Source organism: Blastococcus sp. CT_GayMR20, assembly GCF_004570345.1.
In genome coordinates, this window is sequence record NZ_SPQM01000070.1 from 1 (window position 1) to 24904 (window position 24904).

General features: G+C 72.2%; 30 protein-coding genes and 2 pseudogenes. 16 read left to right on the forward strand and 16 right to left on the reverse strand.

Going from position 1 to position 24904, the window contains the following annotated elements; genetic code table 11:
* Both E4P40_RS15955 and E4P40_RS15960 read right to left on the reverse strand, forming a co-directional pair.
* A pseudogene (locus E4P40_RS15955) lies at positions 1-418 on the reverse strand (flagellar motor switch protein FliG); the annotation flags it as partial.
* 97 nt (positions 419-515) lie between these two features.
* Positions 516-1055, reverse strand: a complete 540-nt coding sequence (locus tag E4P40_RS15960) for a TetR/AcrR family transcriptional regulator C-terminal ligand-binding domain-containing protein (protein WP_135159513.1) — start codon at positions 1053-1055, stop codon at positions 516-518.
* A 170-nt stretch (positions 1056-1225) separates the two neighbouring features.
* Here E4P40_RS15960 and E4P40_RS15965 point away from each other — a divergent pair, with 170 nt between their 5' ends.
* The 3 genes from E4P40_RS15965 to E4P40_RS15975 all read left to right on the forward strand — a co-directional run bounded on the left by E4P40_RS15965 (position 1226) and on the right by E4P40_RS15975 (position 3591).
* The gene (locus tag E4P40_RS15965) at positions 1226-1900 is read left to right on the forward strand and encodes a TetR/AcrR family transcriptional regulator (RefSeq protein ID WP_135159514.1); all 675 of its coding nucleotides are present in this window, start codon (positions 1226-1228) and stop codon (positions 1898-1900) included.
* A gap of 799 nt (positions 1901-2699) precedes the next feature.
* The gene (locus tag E4P40_RS28575; RefSeq protein ID WP_209305362.1) at positions 2700-2945 is read left to right on the forward strand and encodes a hypothetical protein; all 246 of its coding nucleotides are present in this window, start codon (positions 2700-2702) and stop codon (positions 2943-2945) included.
* A 127-nt stretch (positions 2946-3072) separates the two neighbouring features.
* The gene (locus E4P40_RS15975; protein ID WP_135159515.1) at positions 3073-3591 is read left to right on the forward strand and encodes a putative immunity protein; all 519 of its coding nucleotides are present in this window, start codon (positions 3073-3075) and stop codon (positions 3589-3591) included.
* Positions 3592-3600: 9 nt separating this feature from the next.
* Here E4P40_RS15975 and E4P40_RS15980 read toward each other — a convergent pair whose 3' ends face one another.
* Positions 3601-4326, reverse strand: a complete 726-nt coding sequence (locus E4P40_RS15980; RefSeq protein WP_135159516.1) for a hemerythrin domain-containing protein — start codon at positions 4324-4326, stop codon at positions 3601-3603.
* 59 nt (positions 4327-4385) lie between these two features.
* On the opposite strand from E4P40_RS15980, the gene E4P40_RS15985 reads away from it, so the two are divergent.
* The 10 genes from E4P40_RS15985 to E4P40_RS16030 all read left to right on the forward strand — a co-directional run bounded on the left by E4P40_RS15985 (position 4386) and on the right by E4P40_RS16030 (position 12134).
* Positions 4386-5018 carry a TetR/AcrR family transcriptional regulator gene (locus E4P40_RS15985; RefSeq protein ID WP_135159517.1) on the forward strand — a complete coding sequence of 211 codons (633 nt, stop codon included), beginning with the start codon at positions 4386-4388 and terminating at the stop codon, positions 5016-5018.
* A gap of 25 nt (positions 5019-5043) precedes the next feature.
* Positions 5044-5400 (forward strand): DUF5655 domain-containing protein, encoded by a 357-nt coding sequence (locus E4P40_RS15990; protein ID WP_135159518.1) that lies wholly within the window; start codon positions 5044-5046, stop codon positions 5398-5400.
* Positions 5401-5476: 76 nt separating this feature from the next.
* Entirely contained in the window at positions 5477-6916 is a 1440-nt protein-coding gene (locus E4P40_RS15995) for a tannase/feruloyl esterase family alpha/beta hydrolase (protein ID WP_245160377.1), read from the forward strand.
* An 88-nt stretch (positions 6917-7004) separates the two neighbouring features.
* The gene (locus E4P40_RS16000) at positions 7005-7184 is read left to right on the forward strand and encodes a hypothetical protein (protein WP_135159519.1); all 180 of its coding nucleotides are present in this window, start codon (positions 7005-7007) and stop codon (positions 7182-7184) included.
* A gap of 70 nt (positions 7185-7254) precedes the next feature.
* Positions 7255-7770, forward strand: coding sequence for a DUF2243 domain-containing protein (locus tag E4P40_RS16005; RefSeq protein WP_135159520.1), 516 nt, complete (start codon positions 7255-7257; stop codon positions 7768-7770).
* Between the two features lie 65 nt (positions 7771-7835).
* Positions 7836-8036 (forward strand): DUF1918 domain-containing protein, encoded by a 201-nt coding sequence (locus E4P40_RS16010; protein WP_135159521.1) that lies wholly within the window; start codon positions 7836-7838, stop codon positions 8034-8036.
* Positions 8037-8048: 12 nt separating this feature from the next.
* Positions 8049-10115, forward strand: a complete 2067-nt coding sequence (locus E4P40_RS16015) for an elongation factor G-like protein EF-G2 (RefSeq protein ID WP_135159522.1) — start codon at positions 8049-8051, stop codon at positions 10113-10115.
* Between the two features lie 224 nt (positions 10116-10339).
* Positions 10340-10936 (forward strand): CDP-alcohol phosphatidyltransferase family protein, encoded by a 597-nt coding sequence (locus tag E4P40_RS16020; RefSeq protein WP_135159523.1) that lies wholly within the window; start codon positions 10340-10342, stop codon positions 10934-10936.
* On the forward strand, positions 10933-11805 hold the full coding sequence (locus tag E4P40_RS16025) for a DUF881 domain-containing protein (protein ID WP_245160378.1): 873 nt from the start codon (positions 10933-10935) through the stop codon (positions 11803-11805). Before E4P40_RS16020 ends, E4P40_RS16025 begins: the two co-directional genes overlap by 4 nt.
* On the forward strand, positions 11802-12134 hold the full coding sequence (locus tag E4P40_RS16030) for a small basic family protein (RefSeq protein WP_135159524.1): 333 nt from the start codon (positions 11802-11804) through the stop codon (positions 12132-12134). Before E4P40_RS16025 ends, E4P40_RS16030 begins: the two co-directional genes overlap by 4 nt.
* Positions 12135-12770: 636 nt before the next feature.
* Here the strand turns inward: E4P40_RS16030 and E4P40_RS16035 are convergent.
* The 10 genes from E4P40_RS16035 to E4P40_RS16080 form a co-directional block, all read right to left on the reverse strand.
* Entirely contained in the window at positions 12771-13103 is a 333-nt protein-coding gene (locus E4P40_RS16035; protein WP_135159524.1) for a small basic family protein, read from the reverse strand.
* Positions 13100-13972, reverse strand: a complete 873-nt coding sequence (locus tag E4P40_RS16040; RefSeq protein ID WP_245160378.1) for a DUF881 domain-containing protein — start codon at positions 13970-13972, stop codon at positions 13100-13102. The genes E4P40_RS16035 and E4P40_RS16040 overlap by 4 nt, the downstream gene beginning before the upstream one ends.
* On the reverse strand, positions 13969-14565 hold the full coding sequence (locus E4P40_RS16045) for a CDP-alcohol phosphatidyltransferase family protein (protein WP_135159523.1): 597 nt from the start codon (positions 14563-14565) through the stop codon (positions 13969-13971). Before E4P40_RS16045 ends, E4P40_RS16040 begins: the two co-directional genes overlap by 4 nt.
* Before the next feature lie 224 nt (positions 14566-14789).
* Complete coding sequence (locus tag E4P40_RS16050) at positions 14790-16856, reverse strand: elongation factor G-like protein EF-G2 (protein WP_135159522.1); 2067 nt, start codon at positions 16854-16856, stop codon at positions 14790-14792.
* Positions 16857-16868: 12 nt separating this feature from the next.
* Positions 16869-17069 carry a DUF1918 domain-containing protein gene (locus tag E4P40_RS16055; protein ID WP_135159521.1) on the reverse strand — a complete coding sequence of 67 codons (201 nt, stop codon included), beginning with the start codon at positions 17067-17069 and terminating at the stop codon, positions 16869-16871.
* A gap of 65 nt (positions 17070-17134) precedes the next feature.
* Positions 17135-17650, reverse strand: coding sequence for a DUF2243 domain-containing protein (locus tag E4P40_RS16060; protein ID WP_135159520.1), 516 nt, complete (start codon positions 17648-17650; stop codon positions 17135-17137).
* Positions 17651-17720: 70 nt separating this feature from the next.
* Positions 17721-17900 carry a hypothetical protein gene (locus tag E4P40_RS16065; protein ID WP_135159519.1) on the reverse strand — a complete coding sequence of 60 codons (180 nt, stop codon included), beginning with the start codon at positions 17898-17900 and terminating at the stop codon, positions 17721-17723.
* Between the two features lie 88 nt (positions 17901-17988).
* Positions 17989-19428 carry a tannase/feruloyl esterase family alpha/beta hydrolase gene (locus E4P40_RS16070; protein ID WP_245160377.1) on the reverse strand — a complete coding sequence of 480 codons (1440 nt, stop codon included), beginning with the start codon at positions 19426-19428 and terminating at the stop codon, positions 17989-17991.
* A gap of 76 nt (positions 19429-19504) precedes the next feature.
* Positions 19505-19861, reverse strand: coding sequence for a DUF5655 domain-containing protein (locus E4P40_RS16075; protein WP_135159518.1), 357 nt, complete (start codon positions 19859-19861; stop codon positions 19505-19507).
* A 25-nt stretch (positions 19862-19886) separates the two neighbouring features.
* Positions 19887-20519 (reverse strand): TetR/AcrR family transcriptional regulator, encoded by a 633-nt coding sequence (locus E4P40_RS16080; RefSeq protein WP_135159517.1) that lies wholly within the window; start codon positions 20517-20519, stop codon positions 19887-19889.
* 59 nt (positions 20520-20578) lie between these two features.
* On the opposite strand from E4P40_RS16080, the gene E4P40_RS16085 reads away from it, so the two are divergent.
* Positions 20579-21304, forward strand: coding sequence for a hemerythrin domain-containing protein (locus E4P40_RS16085; protein ID WP_135159516.1), 726 nt, complete (start codon positions 20579-20581; stop codon positions 21302-21304).
* 9 nt (positions 21305-21313) lie between these two features.
* On the opposite strand, the gene E4P40_RS16090 is transcribed toward E4P40_RS16085, so the two are convergent.
* From E4P40_RS16090 to E4P40_RS16100, 3 genes are all read right to left on the reverse strand, one after another.
* Positions 21314-21832 (reverse strand): putative immunity protein, encoded by a 519-nt coding sequence (locus E4P40_RS16090; RefSeq protein WP_135159515.1) that lies wholly within the window; start codon positions 21830-21832, stop codon positions 21314-21316.
* Positions 21833-21959: 127 nt separating this feature from the next.
* Positions 21960-22205, reverse strand: a complete 246-nt coding sequence (locus E4P40_RS28580; protein WP_209305362.1) for a hypothetical protein — start codon at positions 22203-22205, stop codon at positions 21960-21962.
* 799 nt (positions 22206-23004) lie between these two features.
* Positions 23005-23679, reverse strand: a complete 675-nt coding sequence (locus E4P40_RS16100; protein ID WP_135159514.1) for a TetR/AcrR family transcriptional regulator — start codon at positions 23677-23679, stop codon at positions 23005-23007.
* 170 nt (positions 23680-23849) lie between these two features.
* On the opposite strand from E4P40_RS16100, the gene E4P40_RS16105 reads away from it, so the two are divergent.
* Entirely contained in the window at positions 23850-24389 is a 540-nt protein-coding gene (locus E4P40_RS16105; RefSeq protein ID WP_135159513.1) for a TetR/AcrR family transcriptional regulator C-terminal ligand-binding domain-containing protein, read from the forward strand.
* 97 nt (positions 24390-24486) lie between these two features.
* Positions 24487-24904 (forward strand): annotated as a pseudogene (locus E4P40_RS16110) (flagellar motor switch protein FliG); the annotation flags it as partial.

Here is a 24904-nt window from a genome sequence, read left to right on the forward strand (position 1 = left end):
GCTGCTCGGGGGCGAACCCGGAGAGCACCTCGGCCGACTGGCCGGCGGTGAGGTGGGCCAGGACCAGCGCGATGATCTGGGCGTGCTCGTCCTTGAGGAACGTGACGAGCTGCCGGACGTCGGCATTCCGTAGCGAGGAGAAGGGGACGTCGTGGTAGGCGGCGTTCACTCGCGCGAGCAAGGCATCGGCCTTGTCCTCGCCCAGACCCGCGGCGAGGATCTCGCGGGCGAAGTCGACGCCGCCGCGGCCGATGAAGTGCTGCGCGGTCATCAGGCCGTGGAACTCGTTCATGACGATGTCCACGTCCTCGGCCTCCACCGCGCGCAGGCGCATCAGCTCCCGGGTGATCGACTCGACCTCGCGCGGTCGGAGCTTCGACAGCAGGGCACCGGCCTCATCCTTCGTCAGCTGTGCCACGAAGATGGCTGCCTTCCTGAGACCGCTGGTGTCGGCCCTTCCCCGCAGTGGATGGTCGGGCGCTTCGACCGGTGGCGGTGGAACGACCTCCGTCACGTCACGCACGAACGGTGCCGGTCTCGGCGTGACGTACGGGTGGCAGACCGGCCAGCAAGTATTCGACGAGCCGGTCGAGATCGACGTGAGCCCGTGCGTCCTTCGCCCTGAGCCGGTTCAGGGCAAGGCCTCGGAGGATCCAATTCAGCGTCTGCACGTCAGGCGCCGGTAGCTCCCGGCCGCACGTCCGTGCCAGCACCGCCCCAACCGCCTGGGCGAGCGGCCGGTCGAAGGAATCGTGCACCGCGTCCCGCAGCTTGCCGTCCCACTCCGCGGCACTGAGAAGTCCGGCAATGACCTTGTCTTCGAACCGGCGGCCGCCGAGCCACGGCCTGAGAAGGCTCTCGAGGTCACCACGGAGCGACCCGGTCGGCTCGGGCACGTCGAAGAGGCGCACGTGCTGGAGAGCGATCACGACCAGGTCGTCCAGGTCGTCCGCCTCGAGCAGGGCCCCGGCGGAGCCGGCCCGCTCTCGGACTGCTTCCAGTGTGAGCCGTTCATAGCCGGAGTCCGCGAGAACACCCAGGACCGCCTGCAGCAAGGTCCGACAGGCCGGTGACTCCCACGTGACGTGCCCCACCATGCTCGTGTCCCCGTCGTTCGCCCACTGAGTCGCCGAGCGCGTGGTCGGCACTACACAACGTAAGCGAACGATGACGGAACGCAGGGGTTCCGCCTGGCTCCTCGTCTCCCGGCGCCTATGGTCGGGTCATGACGGCGGGACCGCGGAGCCAGGACGACAGGGTGAAGGGATGTCAGCGCGAAGACGCCATGGTGCGTCAGCGGCGGGGCGATCGCTGCGGTGATCGGAGACGTGCGCTGGATCCGGCCAAGGACGAGGCAATCACCGCCGCCGTCGTGCAGGTCCTTGCTGAGGTGGGTTACACCGGGTTCACGATGGACGAGGTCGCCATGGCAGCCGGTGTGGGGAAGGCGGCCATCTATCGTCGATGGTCAAGCAAGGCCGAGCTGCTGATCGAGTACATCGACCAGAAGAGTTTGCTGGCGTTGGCGGTGGAGGACACCGGCTCGCTTCGAGGCGACCTCATCTGCCTCATGACATCGGTGGCTGCGCATCTGAGCGGCCCCGCGGGACGAGCGAATCGCGCACTCATCGGGGTCGTGCACGACGACCCAGCGGTGTTCGAGGCATATCGGCGCGGCCCGCTCGATCGCTGGGCTGCCGCCTTCCGCGACGTGTTCGAGCGTGCTGTGGAGCGCGGTGAGATGTCGCCGGAAGCCGGCACCTCTCTTGTCGCTGAAGCAGGGCCCGGCATCGTCATCCAGCGATGGCTGATCACCGGTCAACCACTGGACGCCGACATGGCCGTCGACGTGGTCGACCGCGTGATGCTGCCACTGCTCCGCAGGCCTGAGGGGACCTAGTCCTTCGATCGCAGCGCCGGAGGATCGCAGCGCCGGACAAGGGGCCTTCGACTCCGGCGTCCACGTGGATCTGCCGGATCAGCCACGACGAGGGATCGCCCGAACGGGCCGACGGCACGGCAACCGGCATGAACTCGTGTGCGCGACGCGTCACCGATCTGCGACCCTCCCGGCGATCGTGATCCATGGGCGGGAGGTGAGACCCCATGAACGCAGTGTCCGCAGCGGGTGCTCCCCTGCCGTGCACGATCGCGCGACCGAGGTAGTCGCCACCGGGAGCGCTCCGCCAGGCAATTCCGAGAGGCGACTCCCATGACCAGAACACCTCCTCCACCTCAGCACCTCACGTCGACGACAGCCTCCGACCGGCCGGGCTCGAACCAGGATCAGCCCCGGATCGACGCCACGATGCGGCCGCCCGCCGCCGACGAACGGGCCCTTGTCCTGGGCGGTGGCGGATCGACCGGCAACGCCTGGTTCATCGGCGTCGTCGCCGGCCTGTTCGACGCCGGACTGGACGTGACCGACGCCGATGTGCTCATCGGGACGTCGGCCGGATCGACCGCCGCGGCCCAGATCACCAGCGCGCCCCCGACCGAACTGTTCGCCGCCATCCTTGCCGCTGCGCCTCCGCGACGAACCGGTCCCGTGAGACCGGACGGCGGACCCTCCTGGTCGACACAGTGGCGCGCCACCGTCGCCGCCCGGCGGCCCTCCCTACAGAATCGGCGACAACCGGTACATCGACGGCGGGTACCGGTCCGTCGAGAATGCCGACCTGGCAGCCGGATACGGGCAGGTGCTCGTGCTGTCACCACTGGGCGGCGCATCGCGGCATCCCCGGGAGTGGGGCACCCATCTGGCTGCGCTGGTCGACCAACTGCGGGCAGGCGGCAGCAGAGTCGAAACGGTCTTCCCGGATCGCGACTTCGGGCACCTGTTCGGCGCCCGTGCGATGGATCTGTCGCTGCGTCCGCCCGCAGCGCGGGCCGGCTACGGCCAAGGCAGAGCGCTCGCCGGACAGTTCACCGGATTCTGGTGCTGACGCTGGACTCTGCCGACTCGTCACACGGCAGTGCAGCGGACCACGTTCGACGCTGCGCGGCGGGGCCGCTGCCCCGGGAGGTGTCGACGCCCGTCCGCGTCGCGTCGTGGAATGGTAGGGAAAGCGTGTGCCGATCCTCCCGAAAGAGCGCGATCCCCGGCTGATCACGATCCGTCGGGGCGGCACCCTGACCGACGAGGACCACCGGCTGCTGGCCGACTGGGCCCTCGTGTGCGCGGAGCACGTGCTGCCCATGTTCGAGGAGCGGCAACCCGGTGACAGCCGGCCCCGCGACGTCATCGAGATCGGTCGGGCGTGGATCCGCGGCGAGCTGCGGATGACCGACGCGCACAACGCGGCTTTCCAGGCGAATGCCGCCGCACGGGGGATGCCCGATCCGGCGAAGTTCGCCGCGCTGTCAGCGGGCCAGGCGGTCGCGGTGGCGCACGTCGCCGCCCACGACCTGGGGGCTGCTGCGTACGCCATCAGGGCCGCCGGGGCGAACGTCCCGGCCGACGCCGCTGCGCACGCCCGCGCCGAGGAGCGGGACTGGCAGCGGGAGCGTCTCCCTCCCGCGGTCCGGGAGCTCGTCCTCGACGATCAACGGCGCCGGAGCGCCATCTGCTGGCACGTCTTCGACGACTGAGCCCTCTGCTCAGGCGACTGGCCCTCGGGGGACCGCGCCGAAGACCTTGGCCTCGTGGCGGTCGAAGCGGCGGGCCATCCAGCGCCCGAAGGCGAGGAGGAGGGCGTTGGTGCCCGGCATCCGGCGGGCGGCTTCCGGGGCCAGCCCGGACATCACCCACCCGAGGACGGCGGGGACCTCGCGGGGCGTGTAGTCCTTCGCGAAGACCTCGCGGTCGAGCCTGTCCCAGTCCTCCTGCGTCAGGTGCTTCTGGACCAGCGCCATGCCGTCCCGCTCCTCGTGGGCCAGGTGTGCGCAGAGGCCGTCACGCAGCTGCGCGGTCGTCACCGCCAACCGGTCCCGCGTCGCCTCCTCCCCGGTGCCCCCGGCCAGTTCCGTGAGGTCGGCGGTGGCCGAGGCGAGGAGCGGGTCGATCCCGGCGTGCTCGCCCTCGAGGGCATCCAGGACGACCGTGTCGGCTCCGCGCTCGGCGAGGAGGGGCCACATCGCGACGTCCTCGCCGCGGTGGTGCTTGTGCAGGACGCTCCCGAAGAAGCCGAAGCGACGGGCGATGGCCGCCCACCGCTGGCGGTCGGCGACGGGCACGGTCGGGACGACGTCGGCGAACGCGTGCAGATCCCTGCGGAAGGCTCGGTGCATGAGGTACATCGGCGCGATGTCGACGGGTCCCTCGGGCGCCGCGGCCTGGCCGGGCAGCATCAGCTGCGGAACGGATCCGCGAGCGGTGGCGGTCATGGCCGGCCCTTTCGGATGAAGTTGAGCTCCAACGAATGGCGGGAGGCTAGAGTCAACGTGTGACCGCTGGCAAGAGGGTGTACCGCTCCCCGTTGCGGGAGGAGCAGGCGCGGCAGACGCGCGTCGCCGTCCTCGAGGCGGCGGGGGAGTGCTTCCTCGACCGGGGATACGCCGCGACGACCATGCGCGACATCGCGGACGCGGCCGGCGTCTCGGTCCAGACGGTCTTCGGCCAGGGCTCCAAGGCGTCGCTGCTGCTCGCCTGCGTCGACCGCGCGGTGGTGGGCGACGACGAGGCGGTGGCCCTCGCCGCTCGCGAGCCGTTCGTCCGGTTCGTCGAGGCGACCGATCCGGCGGGCAAGCTGGCCGCGCTCGCCGACATGGCCCGTCGGTACATCCCTCAGGCGATACCCACGATCGGTGACTTCGCCCGTGCTGCGGCCGTCGACCGGGAGATCGCTGCGGCGTGGGAGGAGTACGAGCAGCGTCGGCGGCGGGACGCACGGGCCCTGATCGGGTCGCTGGGGCCCTGGCTCCGGACCGGCATGGACGTCGAGACCGCGACGGACGTCTTCTGGGGACTCTTCTCCAACGCACCCGTCGAGGCACTGATGGGCCGACGGGGCTGGAGCCTCGAGCGGTATGTCGACTTCGTCGTCGACTCGGTGGAGCGGCTCCTGCTCGACGGCTGACCCCGGGGCGGCTTCAGTGGCGGGCATGACTCCCGAGGAGCACTTCGCCGGCCAACCGGTGGCGCTGGCGGTCCTCGGTGCGGTGTCCGGCGTCATCGACGACGTGGGAGGTGCCCAGATCCGGACGACGACGAGCCAGGTCGCCTTCCGCCGCGGTCGGGGCTTCGCCTACCTGTGGCTGCCCGGGCGGTACGTGGCGAAGCCGGCCGCGGACGTCGTCCTCTCGGTCGTCCTGGGCCGGCGAGACGAGTCCCCGCGCTGGAAGGAGGTCGTGCATCCCTCGCCGAACCAGTGGATGCACCACCTCGAGGTGACCGACCCGGCGCAGATCGACGCGGAGGTCGTGGGCTGGCTGCGCGAGGCCGCTGAGCGAGCCTCCTGAGGCACGCGATCGTGACCGGAGCCGTCCCGGCTCGTTGCTCAGTGCCGATGGTCGCCGCTTCCCGGAAGGGGATGCCATGTTCCCGGCACGCCGCCTGCTGCTCCTCCCGCTCGTCCCGCTGCTCGTCGCCGGGTGGGTCACGCCGGCCTCGGCGACGCCGAGCGGGCCCTGCGCGAACGCCGAGGCCATCCAGGTGCCCGGCGCCGAACTACAGCGCGTGGAGTGCCACGACGACCTGTCGGCCGCCACGCTCGCCGCGAAGGGCCGCAGCGACATCAGCGACTGGGCCGGGCTGCACTCCAAGCAGACGGTGAACCCGCCCGCCGGCGCAGGCATCCAGATCGACGGCTACTTCCCGGACGACTCGACGACCAACACGACCTACGGCTGGAACCACGACGCGCAGTTCGTGATCCGACTGCCCGAGAACTGGAACGGGCAGCTGGTCATCACCGGCGCACCGGGAGTGCGGAAGCAGTACGCCCCCGACTACATCCTCAGCGACTGGATGCTCTCGCAGGGCTACGCCTACGCCTCGACCGACAAGGGCAACACCGGCACCTCCTTCTACGAGAACGGGTCGCGCTCGGCGCCCGGCCAGGCGGTCCGGGAATGGCACGACCGCGTCGCCGAGCTGACCGTCGCGGCCAAGCAGGTGGTGGCCCAGCGCTACGGCGCGAAGCCCGACCGCACGTGGATGACCGGCATCTCCAACGGCGGCTACCTGACGCGCTGGCAGCTGGAGAACAACCCCAGGCTCTTCGACGGCGGCGTCGACTGGGAAGGGACGCTGATGACCGCCGACGGCCCCAACCTGTTCACGTACCTGCCGACGGCGCTGCGCGAGTACCCGCAGGCCATGGTCGATCCCGCTGCCCGCCAGCGGATGTACGACGTCGGTTTCGAGCCGGGGTCAGAGATCCTCTGGGCCGACCACTACGCCGTCTACTGGGACCTCACGCAGCGCAGCTACCGTGAGGCGTTCGACCCGGGCTACGACGGCGCGACGAAGGCGGGGACGCCGTTCTGCCGGACCGGGACCGCGCCCGGCACGCCGACCGCCTGCGACGCCGAGTACGACTACGCGTCCCGCCCGCAGGAGGTGAAGGACGCCGTCGCGTCGGTGAGCCTCACCGGCAACATCCGCAAACCGATGATCACCCTGCACGGCAACCTGGACGCACTCCTGCCGATCGGCGCCGACTCCGACGTCTACACCGCGATGGTCGGCGACGCGGGCCGCGGCGGGATGCACCGCTACTACACGATCGAGGGCGGTAACCACGTCGACGACCGGGCCGACCTCTTCCCGTCCCACATCCGCCCGATCCTTCCCTGCTACCGCGAGGCGTTCCAGCGCCTGACCTCGTGGGTGACCGACGGCCAGGCGCCGCCGGCCAGCCAGACGGTGGCCCGCCGGCCCTCCGGTGACGAGGCGAACACCTGCCCGCAGCTCGCGGCGACGTCGGACGGAGGGCCGGGGAACGGCGGCGGGCACGGCCACGGGGGCAGCTGACGGACGGGCGGACGTCCGCGGCCTTGTGACCGCGGTCCGACGGGTGCAGCATCGGCCCGGTCGGGGATCGCCGACCGAGGGAGCGTCCGTGCAGCGACGACCAGCAGAGCCCTCCGGGGACTACGAGTACGACCTCGTGCACGAGCCGTTCGTCGATCGGCAGCGGCCGCCGTCGCAACCGCACCCTGAGCACCCGTCCCCGGCGCCGGCTCGCCGCCCGGCGGAGCTGGACGGCGACATGAGCTACGACGAGGCGCACGACTTCTGAGCGGGTCGTCCGGTTCCGCGACGCCGCCGATCGGGTGCGGGGTGGGGCTGGCCGGGGTAGGCCGACGGGCATGGGAACCCACGGCGTCGGACGACTGCCTCCGAGGACGTCGGGACTGCTCTTCGGACTCGGGCTCGGCGGCTTCGTCGACGGGATCGTCCTGCACCAGATCCTGCAGTGGCACCACATGGTGAGCGCGGAGACTGCGCCCACGACGCTCGCGGGGCTGGAGACGAACACCCTGGCCGACGGCTTCTTCCACCTCGCCACGTGGGTGTGCGTCCTCGCCGCGTCGATCACCTCGATCACCGCATGGCGGCAGGGGAGGCTGGCGCCGAGCTACAGCTTCCACTTCGGGCTCGTGCTGGCCGGCTGGGGGATCTTCAACCTCGTCGAGGGCGTGATCGACCACCAGCTGCTCGGCGTCCACCACGTCCGGGACGACCTCGGCGGGCCCCTGAGCTGGGACCTGGGCTTCCTCGCCTCCGGCGTCCTCCTCGTCGGCGGTGGACTCCTGCTCCACCGCCGCGGGGTCCGGCAAGTGCGTCCCCGGGCAACGCGCGCGGCACGTTCGACGGGGCCTTGATCGGCGTCGCCCGGACGGGCAGGCTGTGAGGCAGACCACAGCCGAGCTACCGCGAGGAGGCCGCCGTGGAAGCCCATGTCGGCGATCGGATCGTCGTCCACTCCACTCACCAGGGAGAAGCGGACCGGGTGGGTGAGGTCCTGGAGTGCCACGAGCCGGACGGCGGGCCGCCCTACAGGGTCCGGTGGGAGCCCGATGGGCACACCGGGCTCTTCTACCCGGCCGGGACGGCGGCCGTGGTCCATCACACCGGCCCCTCGCACTGAGGGGCCGGACTCATGGCCAAGGACACCGCGACGGCGCCGGCACCCCGTCCGCCCGGGAAAGTGCGCAACGTGGCCCTCGTGGGCCACGCGGGAGCGGGGAAGACGACCCTTGCCGAGGCCCTCCTCGTCGCGACCAGCGCGCTGCCGCGGGCCGGTCGCGTCGAGGACGGCACGACCGCCCTCGACACCGAGGAGGTGGAGATCCGCCAGCAGCGCTCGGTGTCCCTGGGGGTGGCGACGGTCGAGCACGCGGGGCATCGGCTCACGCTGCTGGACACCCCGGGCTCGCCCGACTTCGTCGGCGAGCTGCGGGCGGGACTGAGGGCGGCGGATGCCGCCCTCTTCGTCGTCTCGGCCGTCAACGGCGTCGACGCGACGACGGTGCAGCTCTGGGGGGAGTGCGCCGCGGTCGGCATGCCACGGGCCGTCGTCATCACCCAGCTCGACCGGGCCCGGGCCGACGTCGAGGATGCCGTCCGGCTGTGCCAGATGCTGCTGGGGGAGGGGGTCTACCCGGTCCACCTCGTCGACCGGGGTGCGGACGGCTCGGTCGCCGGCCTGGTCTCGCTGCTCGACCCCGACGTCCAGGCGCCGGACGCCGACCGGCTCCGCTCCGAGCTCATCGAGGGGATCATCGGCGAGAGCGAGGACGAGGCCCTGATGGAGCGGTACCTGGCCGGCGACAAGCTGGTCCAGGACGACCTCATCGCCGACCTGGAGACCGCCGTCGCCCGCGGCCACTTCCACCCGGTGCTCTGCGCCGCCCCCCTCCAGGGGATCGGCGTCGACGCGCTGCTCGAGCTGCTGATCTCGGCTTTCCCGTGCCCGATGGAGCACGGCTGCCCGCCGGTCACCCGGCCAGACGGCGGCCCGACGGCGGCCGTCTCGTGCGATCCGGACGGGCCGCTGGTCGCCGAGGTGGTGAAGACGACGACCGACCCCTACCTCGGCCGTGTCTCCCTGGTGCGCGTCTTCTCCGGCACCCTCCGACCGGACGTGCCCATCCACGTCTCGGGCCACGGGATGACCGACCGCGGCCACCCCGACCACGACGTCGACGAGCGGGTCGGCGCGATCTCCTCACCCCTCGGCGCGAACCTGCGGACGGTGGCCGCCTGCCCGGCCGGGGACATCTGTGCCGTCGCCCGCCTGGCCAGCGCGGAGACCGGGGACACGCTCTCCTCGCCGGAGGACCCGCGGCTCGTGCCGCCCTGGGACCTGCCCACCCCGCAGCTGCCCGTCGCCGTGGAGGCCGCCTCCCGCGCCGACGAGGACCGGCTGGCCACGGCGCTCGCCCGGCTGGTGGCCGAGGGCCCGACCGTCCGCCTCGAGCGGCGCCCGGACACCGGCCAGCTGCTGCTCTGGTGCGTGGGGGAGGCGCACGCCGAGGTCCTCCTCGAGCGGCTCCGCACCCGGCACGGCGTCGCCGTGAGCACCGTTCCGGTGCGCGTGCCGATGGTCGAGACGCTGGCCGGTCCGGCGAAGGTGACCGGACGGCACGTCAAGCAGTCCGGCGGGCACGGCCAGTACGCCGTCGTGGTCGTCGAGGCCGAACCCGCCCCACCCGGCTCGGGGGTCGTCTTCGAGCAGCGGATCGTCGGGGGCACGGTGCCCAGCCAGTTCCACGGCAGCGTGGAGAAGGGCATCCGCGCGCAGGCCGAGCGGGGCCTCAGCGGCGACCGGCCGCTCGTCGACCTCCGCGTCACGCTGGTCGACGGCAAGTCGCACTCGGTGGACTCCTCCGACGCCGCGTTCCAGGCAGCCGGAGCACTGGCGCTGCGCGAGGTCGCGGCCGCCGCGGGCACCCGGATCCTGGAGCCGTGGTGCGAGGTCGACGTCGTGGTCCCCGGTGAGTACGTCGGTGCGGTGATGAGCGACCTCTCCGCCCGCAGGGCGCGGGTCACCGGCAGCGAGGCCGACCCGGTCCGCGACCGGACGACGGTCCGTGCGGAGGTGCCCGAGGTGGAGCTCCTCAGCTATCCCGGCGTCCTGCGGTCGGTCACCCACGGCACCGGCAGCTTCTCCCGACGGCCGCTGGGCTACGAGCCGGCCCCGGCCAACCTGGCGGTCCCGGCATGAGCGCGGCAACGCCGCTGGTCGCACGCATCCGGTGCGCCGCCTTCCGGGCGGCCCCGTCCCGAGGCTCGCCGCGAGCGTGCGAGTGGTGAGGAGCTCAGGGTCCTTCGTCTAGCCTCGGGGGCGGTGTACAGGGGGCTGGAGGAGCAGTGACGTCGTCGAACGGGTCGTCGGCGGCTGTCCCGATCCCGTCCACGGGCCCGGAGCTCCCCGGCGGATCCCCACCGGTGGTCGACCGCGAGGACCTGCCCGACCGCGTGTGGACCTGGCCGAACGCGCTCTCCGCCCTCCGGCTGCTCGGTGTCCCGCTCTTCCTCTGGCTGCTGCTCGGACCGGAGGCCGACGGCTGGGCAGTCGCCGTCCTCATGGTCTCGGGCTTCACCGACTGGCTGGACGGGAAGCTGGCCCGGTGGCTGGACCAGAGCAGCCGGCTCGGCGCCCTGCTCGACCCGGCCGCCGACCGGCTCTACATCGTCAGCACGCTCGTCGCACTGGCCCTCCGGGAGATCGTCCCGGTGTGGATCGTCGCGCTCCTGGTGGGCCGCGAGGTGGTCCTCGGCGTGGCCCTCCTGGTCCTGCGCCGCTACGGCTATCCGCCGTTGCAGGTGCACTACCTGGGCAAGGCGGCGACGTTGCTGCTGCTGTACGCATTCCCGGGGCTGCTGCTCGCCGACGGCGAGGGCTGGCTGGCCGAGCTCTGCGAGCCGATCGCCTGGGCCCTCACCATCTGGGGTACCGCCCTCTACGTGCTCGCCGGGCTCTTCTACCTGATCCAGGTCGCCGGCATCGTGCGCGCCGAGCGGGCCGCCCGGACGGCCCCGTGACCGCTCCCCAGCGGGGCGGCGGGCCCCGCTCCATGGGTGCCTCCCTCCTCGACGCCGTCCTCGCCGAGACGCTCGACCCGGCCTACCGGCAGGCCGCGGAGGCGAAGGCCGCCCGCGGCGGGCCCGCGCGTCCACGCTGGCGCGGGCGCACCCTCGTGGCCCTGACGATGGCCGTGGCCGGGGTGCTGGCCGCCGTCACCTACGACCAGGCCGCCGCCAGCGCGCAGGGGCGGCAGGAGGTGCGCGCGGCTCTGATCGCGGACATCCAGCGCGAGTCGGACGTCACCGACGAGCTGGCGACGCAGCTCGAGGAGCTGCGCGCGGAGGTGACCACCACCCGGGACGACGTGCTGGCTGCGAGCGCCGTCGGCCAGCAGGCGCTCGACGACCTGGCGCTCGCCGAGCAGGGCGCCGGCGCCGTGCCGGTCACCGGCCCCGGTCTGCTCGTGACCCTCGCCAACGCCGACCCGACGGCGGACGGCGACCCGGTCGGTGGCGACACCGAGGAGGACCCGCGGGGCCGCGTCCGTGACGGCGACCTGCAGCTCGTGGTGAACGCGCTGTGGGCGGCCGGCGCCGAGGCGATCAGCATCAACGGCCAGCGCCTGGGGCCGACCACCGCCATCCGCTTCGCCGGGGAGGCGGTCCTCGTCGACTTCCGGCCGGTCACCAATCCCTACGAGATCAGCGCCATCGGCGATCCGGACACCCTGTCCGCCAGGTTCCTCGCCAGTCCGGAGGTGGGCGAGCTCGCCGACATCTCGCAGTTGTTCGACCTGCGCTTCGACTTCGCCCGGGAGGACGAGCTGAGCCTGCCGGCCGCCAACACTCCCGAGCTCCGCATCGCCCAACCGGAGGCTGACTCGTGATCCCCATCCTCGGACTCGCGGCCGGGGTGCTTCTTGGCCTCTTCTTCGATCCGACCGTCCCGCTGTGGCTGCAGCCCTACCTGCCGATCGCCGTCGTCGCCGCGCTCGACGCCGTATTCGGGGGCTTCCGCGCCCGGCTCGACGGCATCTTCGACGCGAAGGTCTTCGTCATCTCCTTCGTGTCCAACGTGGTGGTGGCCGGGCTCATCGTCTTCCTGGGTGACCAGCTCGGCGTGGGCGCGCAGCTGTCCACCGCGGTCGTCGTCGTCCTCGGCATCCGCATCTTCGGCAACGCCGCCGCCATCCGGCGGCACGTGTTCCGCGCATGAGCGAGGAGCGGCCCGGTTCCGCCGTCCCCGACGGGCCGGAGGACGACGTGGTGGTGCCCCACCCGTCCGGCCCCGGGCCGGCCGGGGAACCGGCCCCTCCGGCCCGCGGGCGCGTCGGGAGGGATCCGCTCGCGTCGGCGCTGATCGGCGTCCTGACCCTGATCCTGGGGTTCGCCATCGCGGTGCAGGTGCGGATCGTCAGGACGAGGCCGGGGCCTGCCGCGGCGACCGTGCCGGTGAGGATCCCGATGTCCTGGGCCCGGTTCCGGGCGTCCTCCAGGGCGGAGGACGTCTGCCCGTCGGAGTTGACGAGCTCCTGGAGCGCGCCGCGCTGGTCGGCGATCTGCACGCGCAGTCGGTTCTCGCGCGCGCTCAGCTCGTCGAGGATGCGGACGAGGTCCTCCTCGCGGGCACCGGCCAGCAGCTCCTCGTCGCCGACGCTCCGCACCTGCACCGCGATGGCGAACCCCAGGATCAGGGTCAGGACGCCGATCAGCGCCGACGCGAGCGGATCCCTCCCGACGCGCCCGCGGGCCGGAGGGGCCGGTTCCCCGGCCGGCCCGGGGCCGGACGGGTGGGGCACCACCACGTCGTCCTCCGGCCCGTCGGGGACGGCGGAACCGGGCCGCTCCTCGCTCATGCGCGGAACACGTGCCGCCGGATGGCGGCGGCGTTGCCGAAGATGCGGATGCCGAGGACGACGACGACCGCGGTGGACAGCTGCGCGCCCACGCCGAGCTGGTCACCCAGGAAGACGATGAGCCCGGCCACCACCACGTTGGACACGAAGGAGATGACGAAGACCTTCGCGTCGAAGATGCCGTCGAGCCGGGCGCGGAAGCCCCCGAATACGGCGTCGAGCGCGGCGACGACGGCGATCGGCAGGTAGGGCTGCAGCCACAGCGGGACGGTCGGATCGAAGAAGAGGCCAAGAAGCACCCCGGCCGCGAGTCCGAGGATGGGGATCACGAGTCAGCCTCCGGTTGGGCGATGCGGAGCTCGGGAGTGTTGGCGGCCGGCAGGCTCAGCTCGTCCTCCCGGGCGAAGTCGAAGCGCAGGTCGAACAACTGCGAGATGTCGGCGAGCTCGCCCACCTCCGGACTGGCGAGGAACCTGGCGGACAGGGTGTCCGGATCGCCGATGGCGCTGATCTCGTAGGGATTGGTGACCGGCCGGAAGTCGACGAGGACCGCCTCCCCGGCGAAGCGGATGGCGGTGGTCGGCCCCAGGCGCTGGCCGTTGATGCTGATCGCCTCGGCGCCGGCCGCCCACAGCGCGTTCACCACGAGCTGCAGGTCGCCGTCACGGACGCGGCCCCGCGGGTCCTCCTCGGTGTCGCCACCGACCGGGTCGCCGTCCGCCGTCGGGTCGGCGTTGGCGAGGGTCACGAGCAGACCGGGGCCGGTGACCGGCACGGCGCCGGCGCCCTGCTCGGCGAGCGCCAGGTCGTCGAGCGCCTGCTGGCCGACGGCGCTCGCAGCCAGCACGTCGTCCCGGGTGGTGGTCACCTCCGCGCGCAGCTCCTCGAGCTGCGTCGCCAGCTCGTCGGTGACGTCCGACTCGCGCTGGATGTCCGCGATCAGAGCCGCGCGCACCTCCTGCCGCCCCTGCGCGCTGGCGGCGGCCTGGTCGTAGGTGACGGCGGCCAGCACCCCGGCCACGGCCATCGTCAGGGCCACGAGGGTGCGCCCGCGCCAGCGTGGACGCGCGGGCCCGCCGCGGGCGGCCTTCGCCTCCGCGGCCTGCCGGTAGGCCGGGTCGAGCGTCTCGGCGAGGACGGCGTCGAGGAGGGAGGCACCCATGGAGCGGGGCCCGCCGCCCCGCTGGGGAGCGGTCACGGGGCCGTCCGGGCGGCCCGCTCGGCGCGCACGATGCCGGCGACCTGGATCAGGTAGAAGAGCCCGGCGAGCACGTAGAGGGCGGTACCCCAGATGGTGAGGGCCCAGGCGATCGGCTCGCAGAGCTCGGCCAGCCAGCCCTCGCCGTCGGCGAGCAGCAGCCCCGGGAATGCGTACAGCAGCAGCAACGTCGCCGCCTTGCCCAGGTAGTGCACCTGCAACGGCGGATAGCCGTAGCGGCGCAGGACCAGGAGGGCCACGCCGAGGACCACCTCGCGGCCCACCAGGAGCGCGACGATCCACACCGGGACGATCTCCCGGAGGGCCAGTGCGACGAGCGTGCTGACGATGTAGAGCCGGTCGGCGGCCGGGTCGAGCAGGGCGCCGAGCCGGCTGCTCTGGTCCAGCCACCGGGCCAGCTTCCCGTCCAGCCAGTCGGTGAAGCCCGAGACCATGAGGACGGCGACTGCCCAGCCGTCGGCCTCCGGTCCGAGCAGCAGCCAGAGGAAGAGCGGGACACCGAGCAGCCGGAGGGCGGAGAGCGCGTTCGGCCAGGTCCACACGCGGTCGGGCAGGTCCTCGCGGTCGACCACCGGTGGGGATCCGCCGGGGAGCTCCGGGCCCGTGGACGGGATCGGGACAGCCGCCGACGACCCGTTCGACGACGTCACTGCTCCTCCAGCCCCCTGTACACCGCCCCCGAGGCTAGACGAAGGACCCTGAGCTCCTCACCACTCGCACGCTCGCGGCGAGCCTCGGGACGGGGCCGCCCGGAAGGCGGCGCACCGGATGCGTGCGACCAGCGGCGTTGCCGCGCTCATGCCGGGACCGCCAGGTTGGCCGGGGCCGGCTCGTAGCCCAGCGGCCGTCGGGAGAAGCTGCCGGTGCCGTGGGTGACCGACCGCAGGACGCCGGGATAGCTGAGGAGCTCCACCTCGGGCACCTCCGCACGGACCGTCGTCCGGTCGCGGACCGGGTCGGCCTCGCTGCCGGTGACCCGCGCCCTGCGGGCGGAGAGGTCGCTCATCACCGCACCGACGTACTCACCGGGGACCACGACGTCGACCTCGCACCACGGCTCCAGGATCCGGGTGCCCGCGGCGGCCGCGACCTCGCGCAGCGCCAGTGCTCCGGCTGCCTGGAACGCGGCGTCGGAGGAGTCCACCGAGTGCGACTTGCCGTCGACCAGCGTGACGCGGAGGTCGACGAGCGGCCGGTCGCCGCTGAGGCCCCGCTCGGCCTGCGCGCGGATGCCCTTCTCCACGCTGCCGTGGAACTGGCTGGGCACCGTGCCCCCGACGATCCGCTGCTCGAAGACGACCCCCGAGCCGGGTGGGGCGGGTTCGGCCTCGACGACCACGACGGCGTACTGGCCGTGCCCGCCGGACTGCTTGACGTGCCGTCCGGTCACCTTCGCCGGACCGGCCAGCGTCTCGACCATCGGCACGCGCACCGGAACGGTGCTCACGGCGACGCCGTGCCGGGTGCGGAGCCGCTCGAGGAGGACCTCGGCGTGCGCCTCCCCCACGCACCAGAGCAGCAGCTGGCCGGTGTCCGGGCGCCGCTCGAGGCGGACGGTCGGGCCCTCGGCCACCAGCCGGGCGAGCGCCGTGGCCAGCCGGTCCTCGTCGGCGCGGGAGGCGGCCTCCACGGCGACGGGCAGCTGCGGGGTGGGCAGGTCCCAGGGCGGCACGAGCCGCGGGTCCTCCGGCGAGGAGAGCGTGTCCCCGGTCTCCGCGCTGGCCAGGCGGGCGACGGCACAGATGTCCCCGGCCGGGCAGGCGGCCACCGTCCGCAGGTTCGCGCCGAGGGGTGAGGAGATCGCGCCGACCCGCTCGTCGACGTCGTGGTCGGGGTGGCCGCGGTCGGTCATCCCGTGGCCCGAGACGTGGATGGGCACGTCCGGTCGGAGGGTGCCGGAGAAGACGCGCACCAGGGAGACACGGCCGAGGTAGGGGTCGGTCGTCGTCTTCACCACCTCGGCGACCAGCGGCCCGTCCGGATCGCACGAGACGGCCGCCGTCGGGCCGCCGTCTGGCCGGGTGACCGGCGGGCAGCCGTGCTCCATCGGGCACGGGAAAGCCGAGATCAGCAGCTCGAGCAGCGCGTCGACGCCGATCCCCTGGAGGGGGGCGGCGCAGAGCACCGGGTGGAAGTGGCCGCGGGCGACGGCGGTCTCCAGGTCGGCGATGAGGTCGTCCTGGACCAGCTTGTCGCCGGCCAGGTACCGCTCCATCAGGGCCTCGTCCTCGCTCTCGCCGATGATCCCCTCGATGAGCTCGGAGCGGAGCCGGTCGGCGTCCGGCGCCTGGACGTCGGGGTCGAGCAGCGAGACCAGGCCGGCGACCGAGCCGTCCGCACCCCGGTCGACGAGGTGGACCGGGTAGACCCCCTCCCCCAGCAGCATCTGGCACAGCCGGACGGCATCCTCGACGTCGGCCCGGGCCCGGTCGAGCTGGGTGATGACGACGGCCCGTGGCATGCCGACCGCGGCGCACTCCCCCCAGAGCTGCACCGTCGTCGCGTCGACGCCGTTGACGGCCGAGACGACGAAGAGGGCGGCATCCGCCGCCCTCAGTCCCGCCCGCAGCTCGCCGACGAAGTCGGGCGAGCCCGGGGTGTCCAGCAGCGTGAGCCGATGCCCCGCGTGCTCGACCGTCGCCACCCCCAGGGACACCGAGCGCTGCTGGCGGATCTCCACCTCCTCGGTGTCGAGGGCGGTCGTGCCGTCCTCGACGCGACCGGCCCGCGGCAGCGCGCTGGTCGCGACGAGGAGGGCCTCGGCAAGGGTCGTCTTCCCCGCTCCCGCGTGGCCCACGAGGGCCACGTTGCGCACTTTCCCGGGCGGACGGGGTGCCGGCGCCGTCGCGGTGTCCTTGGCCATGAGTCCGGCCCCTCAGTGCGAGGGGCCGGTGTGATGGACCACGGCCGCCGTCCCGGCCGGGTAGAAGAGCCCGGTGTGCCCATCGGGCTCCCACCGGACCCTGTAGGGCGGCCCGCCGTCCGGCTCGTGGCACTCCAGGACCTCACCCACCCGGTCCGCTTCTCCCTGGTGAGTGGAGTGGACGACGATCCGATCGCCGACATGGGCTTCCACGGCGGCCTCCTCGCGGTAGCTCGGCTGTGGTCTGCCTCACAGCCTGCCCGTCCGGGCGACGCCGATCAAGGCCCCGTCGAACGTGCCGCGCGCGTTGCCCGGGGACGCACTTGCCGGACCCCGCGGCGGTGGAGCAGGAGTCCACCGCCGACGAGGAGGACGCCGGAGGCGAGGAAGCCCAGGTCCCAGCTCAGGGGCCCGCCGAGGTCGTCCCGGACGTGGTGGACGCCGAGCAGCTGGTGGTCGATCACGCCCTCGACGAGGTTGAAGATCCCCCAGCCGGCCAGCACGAGCCCGAAGTGGAAGCTGTAGCTCGGCGCCAGCCTCCCCTGCCGCCATGCGGTGATCGAGGTGATCGACGCGGCGAGGACGCACACCCACGTGGCGAGGTGGAAGAAGCCGTCGGCCAGGGTGTTCGTCTCCAGCCCCGCGAGCGTCGTGGGCGCAGTCTCCGCGCTCACCATGTGGTGCCACTGCAGGATCTGGTGCAGGACGATCCCGTCGACGAAGCCGCCGAGCCCGAGTCCGAAGAGCAGTCCCGACGTCCTCGGAGGCAGTCGTCCGACGCCGTGGGTTCCCATGCCCGTCGGCCTACCCCGGCCAGCCCCACCCCGCACCCGATCGGCGGCGTCGCGGAACCGGACGACCCGCTCAGAAGTCGTGCGCCTCGTCGTAGCTCATGTCGCCGTCCAGCTCCGCCGGGCGGCGAGCCGGCGCCGGGGACGGGTGCTCAGGGTGCGGTTGCGACGGCGGCCGCTGCCGATCGACGAACGGCTCGTGCACGAGGTCGTACTCGTAGTCCCCGGAGGGCTCTGCTGGTCGTCGCTGCACGGACGCTCCCTCGGTCGGCGATCCCCGACCGGGCCGATGCTGCACCCGTCGGACCGCGGTCACAAGGCCGCGGACGTCCGCCCGTCCGTCAGCTGCCCCCGTGGCCGTGCCCGCCGCCGTTCCCCGGCCCTCCGTCCGACGTCGCCGCGAGCTGCGGGCAGGTGTTCGCCTCGTCACCGGAGGGCCGGCGGGCCACCGTCTGGCTGGCCGGCGGCGCCTGGCCGTCGGTCACCCACGAGGTCAGGCGCTGGAACGCCTCGCGGTAGCAGGGAAGGATCGGGCGGATGTGGGACGGGAAGAGGTCGGCCCGGTCGTCGACGTGGTTACCGCCCTCGATCGTGTAGTAGCGGTGCATCCCGCCGCGGCCCGCGTCGCCGACCATCGCGGTGTAGACGTCGGAGTCGGCGCCGATCGGCAGGAGTGCGTCCAGGTTGCCGTGCAGGGTGATCATCGGTTTGCGGATGTTGCCGGTGAGGCTCACCGACGCGACGGCGTCCTTCACCTCCTGCGGGCGGGACGCGTAGTCGTACTCGGCGTCGCAGGCGGTCGGCGTGCCGGGCGCGGTCCCGGTCCGGCAGAACGGCGTCCCCGCCTTCGTCGCGCCGTCGTAGCCCGGGTCGAACGCCTCACGGTAGCTGCGCTGCGTGAGGTCCCAGTAGACGGCGTAGTGGTCGGCCCAGAGGATCTCTGACCCCGGCTCGAAACCGACGTCGTACATCCGCTGGCGGGCAGCGGGATCGACCATGGCCTGCGGGTACTCGCGCAGCGCCGTCGGCAGGTACGTGAACAGGTTGGGGCCGTCGGCGGTCATCAGCGTCCCTTCCCAGTCGACGCCGCCGTCGAAGAGCCTGGGGTTGTTCTCCAGCTGCCAGCGCGTCAGGTAGCCGCCGTTGGAGATGCCGGTCATCCACGTGCGGTCGGGCTTCGCGCCGTAGCGCTGGGCCACCACCTGCTTGGCCGCGACGGTCAGCTCGGCGACGCGGTCGTGCCATTCCCGGACCGCCTGGCCGGGCGCCGAGCGCGACCCGTTCTCGTAGAAGGAGGTGCCGGTGTTGCCCTTGTCGGTCGAGGCGTAGGCGTAGCCCTGCGAGAGCATCCAGTCGCTGAGGATGTAGTCGGGGGCGTACTGCTTCCGCACTCCCGGTGCGCCGGTGATGACCAGCTGCCCGTTCCAGTTCTCGGGCAGTCGGATCACGAACTGCGCGTCGTGGTTCCAGCCGTAGGTCGTGTTGGTCGTCGAGTCGTCCGGGAAGTAGCCGTCGATCTGGATGCCTGCGCCGGCGGGCGGGTTCACCGTCTGCTTGGAGTGCAGCCCGGCCCAGTCGCTGATGTCGCTGCGGCCCTTCGCGGCGAGCGTGGCGGCCGACAGGTCGTCGTGGCACTCCACGCGCTGTAGTTCGGCGCCGGGCACCTGGATGGCCTCGGCGTTCGCGCAGGGCCCGCTCGGCGTCGCCGAGGCCGGCGTGACCCACCCGGCGACGAGCAGCGGGACGAGCGGGAGGAGCAGCAGGCGGCGTGCCGGGAACATGGCATCCCCTTCCGGGAAGCGGCGACCATCGGCACTGAGCAACGAGCCGGGACGGCTCCGGTCACGATCGCGTGCCTCAGGAGGCTCGCTCAGCGGCCTCGCGCAGCCAGCCCACGACCTCCGCGTCGATCTGCGCCGGGTCGGTCACCTCGAGGTGGTGCATCCACTGGTTCGGCGAGGGATGCACGACCTCCTTCCAGCGCGGGGACTCGTCTCGCCGGCCCAGGACGACCGAGAGGACGACGTCCGCGGCCGGCTTCGCCACGTACCGCCCGGGCAGCCACAGGTAGGCGAAGCCCCGACCGCGGCGGAAGGCGACCTGGCTCGTCGTCGTCCGGATCTGGGCACCTCCCACGTCGTCGATGACGCCGGACACCGCACCGAGGACCGCCAGCGCCACCGGTTGGCCGGCGAAGTGCTCCTCGGGAGTCATGCCCGCCACTGAAGCCGCCCCGGGGTCAGCCGTCGAGCAGGAGCCGCTCCACCGAGTCGACGACGAAGTCGACATACCGCTCGAGGCTCCAGCCCCGTCGGCCCATCAGTGCCTCGACGGGTGCGTTGGAGAAGAGTCCCCAGAAGACGTCCGTCGCGGTCTCGACGTCCATGCCGGTCCGGAGCCAGGGCCCCAGCGACCCGATCAGGGCCCGTGCGTCCCGCCGCCGACGCTGCTCGTACTCCTCCCACGCCGCAGCGATCTCCCGGTCGACGGCCGCAGCACGGGCGAAGTCACCGATCGTGGGTATCGCCTGAGGGATGTACCGACGGGCCATGTCGGCGAGCGCGGCCAGCTTGCCCGCCGGATCGGTCGCCTCGACGAACCGGACGAACGGCTCGCGAGCGGCGAGGGCCACCGCCTCGTCGTCGCCCACCACCGCGCGGTCGACGCAGGCGAGCAGCAGCGACGCCTTGGAGCCCTGGCCGAAGACCGTCTGGACCGAGACGCCGGCCGCGTCCGCGATGTCGCGCATGGTCGTCGCGGCGTATCCCCGGTCGAGGAAGCACTCCCCCGCCGCCTCGAGGACGGCGACGCGCGTCTGCCGCGCCTGCTCCTCCCGCAACGGGGAGCGGTACACCCTCTTGCCAGCGGTCACACGTTGACTCTAGCCTCCCGCCATTCGTTGGAGCTCAACTTCATCCGAAAGGGCCGGCCATGACCGCCACCGCTCGCGGATCCGTTCCGCAGCTGATGCTGCCCGGCCAGGCCGCGGCGCCCGAGGGACCCGTCGACATCGCGCCGATGTACCTCATGCACCGAGCCTTCCGCAGGGATCTGCACGCGTTCGCCGACGTCGTCCCGACCGTGCCCGTCGCCGACCGCCAGCGGTGGGCGGCCATCGCCCGTCGCTTCGGCTTCTTCGGGAGCGTCCTGCACAAGCACCACCGCGGCGAGGACGTCGCGATGTGGCCCCTCCTCGCCGAGCGCGGAGCCGACACGGTCGTCCTGGATGCCCTCGAGGGCGAGCACGCCGGGATCGACCCGCTCCTCGCCTCGGCCACCGCCGACCTCACGGAACTGGCCGGGGGCACCGGGGAGGAGGCGACGCGGGACCGGTTGGCGGTGACGACCGCGCAGCTGCGTGACGGCCTCTGCGCACACCTGGCCCACGAGGAGCGGGACGGCATGGCGCTGGTCCAGAAGCACCTGACGCAGGAGGACTGGGACAGGCTCGACCGCGAGGTCTTCGCGAAGGACTACACGCCCCGCGAGGTCCCCGCCGTCCTCGGGTGGGTGATGTCCGGGCTGGCCCCGGAAGCCGCCCGCCGGATGCCGGGCACCAACGCCCTCCTCCTCGCCTTCGGGCGCTGGATGGCCCGCCGCTTCGACCGCCACGAGGCCAAGGTCTTCGGCGCGGTCCCCCGAGGGCCAGTCGCCTGAGCAGAGGGCTCAGTCGTCGAAGACGTGCCAGCAGATGGCGCTCCGGCGCCGTTGATCGTCGAGGACGAGCTCCCGGACCGCGGGAGGGAGACGCTCCCGCTGCCAGTCCCGCTCCTCGGCGCGGGCGTGCGCAGCGGCGTCGGCCGGGACGTTCGCCCCGGCGGCCCTGATGGCGTACGCAGCAGCCCCCAGGTCGTGGGCGGCGACGTGCGCCACCGCGACCGCCTGGCCCGCTGACAGCGCGGCGAACTTCGCCGGATCGGGCATCCCCCGTGCGGCGGCATTCGCCTGGAAAGCCGCGTTGTGCGCGTCGGTCATCCGCAGCTCGCCGCGGATCCACGCCCGACCGATCTCGATGACGTCGCGGGGCCGGCTGTCACCGGGTTGCCGCTCCTCGAACATGGGCAGCACGTGCTCCGCGCACACGAGGGCCCAGTCGGCCAGCAGCCGGTGGTCCTCGTCGGTCAGGGTGCCGCCCCGACGGATCGTGATCAGCCGGGGATCGCGCTCTTTCGGGAGGATCGGCACACGCTTTCCCTACCATTCCACGACGCGACGCGGACGGGCGTCGACACCTCCCGGGGCAGCGGCCCCGCCGCGCAGCGTCGAACGTGGTCCGCTGCACTGCCGTGTGACGAGTCGGCAGAGTCCAGCGTCAGCACCAGAATCCGGTGAACTGTCCGGCGAGCGCTCTGCCTTGGCCGTAGCCGGCCCGCGCTGCGGGCGGACGCAGCGACAGATCCATCGCACGGGCGCCGAACAGGTGCCCGAAGTCGCGATCCGGGAAGACCGTTTCGACTCTGCTGCCGCCTGCCCGCAGTTGGTCGACCAGCGCAGCCAGATGGGTGCCCCACTCCCGGGGATGCCGCGATGCGCCGCCCAGTGGTGACAGCACGAGCACCTGCCCGTATCCGGCTGCCAGGTCGGCATTCTCGACGGACCGGTACCCGCCGTCGATGTACCGGTTGTCGCCGATTCTGTAGGGAGGGCCGCCGGGCGGCGACGGTGGCGCGCCACTGTGTCGACCAGGAGGGTCCGCCGTCCGGTCTCACGGGACCGGTTCGTCGCGGAGGCGCAGCGGCAAGGATGGCGGCGAACAGTTCGGTCGGGGGCGCGCTGGTGATCTGGGCCGCGGCGGTCGATCCGGCCGACGTCCCGATGAGCACATCGGCGTCGGTCACGTCCAGTCCGGCGTCGAACAGGCCGGCGACGACGCCGATGAACCAGGCGTTGCCGGTCGATCCGCCACCGCCCAGGACAAGGGCCCGTTCGTCGGCGGCGGGCGGCCGCATCGTGGCGTCGATCCGGGGCTGATCCTGGTTCGAGCCCGGCCGGTCGGAGGCTGTCGTCGACGTGAGGTGCTGAGGTGGAGGAGGTGTTCTGGTCATGGGAGTCGCCTCTCGGAATTGCCTGGCGGAGCGCTCCCGGTGGCGACTACCTCGGTCGCGCGATCGTGCACGGCAGGGGAGCACCCGCTGCGGACACTGCGTTCATGGGGTCTCACCTCCCGCCCATGGATCACGATCGCCGGGAGGGTCGCAGATCGGTGACGCGTCGCGCACACGAGTTCATGCCGGTTGCCGTGCCGTCGGCCCGTTCGGGCGATCCCTCGTCGTGGCTGATCCGGCAGATCCACGTGGACGCCGGAGTCGAAGGCCCCTTGTCCGGCGCTGCGATCCTCCGGCGCTGCGATCGAAGGACTAGGTCCCCTCAGGCCTGCGGAGCAGTGGCAGCATCACGCGGTCGACCACGTCGACGGCCATGTCGGCGTCCAGTGGTTGACCGGTGATCAGCCATCGCTGGATGACGATGCCGGGCCCTGCTTCAGCGACAAGAGAGGTGCCGGCTTCCGGCGACATCTCACCGCGCTCCACAGCACGCTCGAACACGTCGCGGAAGGCGGCAGCCCAGCGATCGAGCGGGCCGCGCCGATATGCCTCGAACACCGCTGGGTCGTCGTGCACGACCCCGATGAGTGCGCGATTCGCTCGTCCCGCGGGGCCGCTCAGATGCGCAGCCACCGATGTCATGAGGCAGATGAGGTCGCCTCGAAGCGAGCCGGTGTCCTCCACCGCCAACGCCAGCAAACTCTTCTGGTCGATGTACTCGATCAGCAGCTCGGCCTTGCTTGACCATCGACGATAGATGGCCGCCTTCCCCACACCGGCTGCCATGGCGACCTCGTCCATCGTGAACCCGGTGTAACCCACCTCAGCAAGGACCTGCACGACGGCGGCGGTGATTGCCTCGTCCTTGGCCGGATCCAGCGCACGTCTCCGATCACCGCAGCGATCGCCCCGCCGCTGACGCACCATGGCGTCTTCGCGCTGACATCCCTTCACCCTGTCGTCCTGGCTCCGCGGTCCCGCCGTCATGACCCGACCATAGGCGCCGGGAGACGAGGAGCCAGGCGGAACCCCTGCGTTCCGTCATCGTTCGCTTACGTTGTGTAGTGCCGACCACGCGCTCGGCGACTCAGTGGGCGAACGACGGGGACACGAGCATGGTGGGGCACGTCACGTGGGAGTCACCGGCCTGTCGGACCTTGCTGCAGGCGGTCCTGGGTGTTCTCGCGGACTCCGGCTATGAACGGCTCACACTGGAAGCAGTCCGAGAGCGGGCCGGCTCCGCCGGGGCCCTGCTCGAGGCGGACGACCTGGACGACCTGGTCGTGATCGCTCTCCAGCACGTGCGCCTCTTCGACGTGCCCGAGCCGACCGGGTCGCTCCGTGGTGACCTCGAGAGCCTTCTCAGGCCGTGGCTCGGCGGCCGCCGGTTCGAAGACAAGGTCATTGCCGGACTTCTCAGTGCCGCGGAGTGGGACGGCAAGCTGCGGGACGCGGTGCACGATTCCTTCGACCGGCCGCTCGCCCAGGCGGTTGGGGCGGTGCTGGCACGGACGTGCGGCCGGGAGCTACCGGCGCCTGACGTGCAGACGCTGAATTGGATCCTCCGAGGCCTTGCCCTGAACCGGCTCAGGGCGAAGGACGCACGGGCTCACGTCGATCTCGACCGGCTCGTCGAATACTTGCTGGCCGGTCTGCCACCCGTACGTCACGCCGAGACCGGCACCGTTCGTGCGTGACGTGACGGAGGTCGTTCCACCGCCACCGGTCGAAGCGCCCGACCATCCACTGCGGGGAAGGGCCGACACCAGCGGTCTCAGGAAGGCAGCCATCTTCGTGGCACAGCTGACGAAGGATGAGGCCGGTGCCCTGCTGTCGAAGCTCCGACCGCGCGAGGTCGAGTCGATCACCCGGGAGCTGATGCGCCTGCGCGCGGTGGAGGCCGAGGACGTGGACATCGTCATGAACGAGTTCCACGGCCTGATGACCGCGCAGCACTTCATCGGCCGCGGCGGCGTCGACTTCGCCCGCGAGATCCTCGCCGCGGGTCTGGGCGAGGACAAGGCCGATGCCTTGCTCGCGCGAGTGAACGCCGCCTACCACGACGTCCCCTTCTCCTCGCTACGGAATGCCGACGTCCGGCAGCTCGTCACGTTCCTCAAGGACGAGCACGCCCAGATCATCGCGCTGGTCCTGGCCCACCTCACCGCCGGCCAGTCGGCCGAGGTGCTCTCCGGGTTCGCCCCCGAGCAGC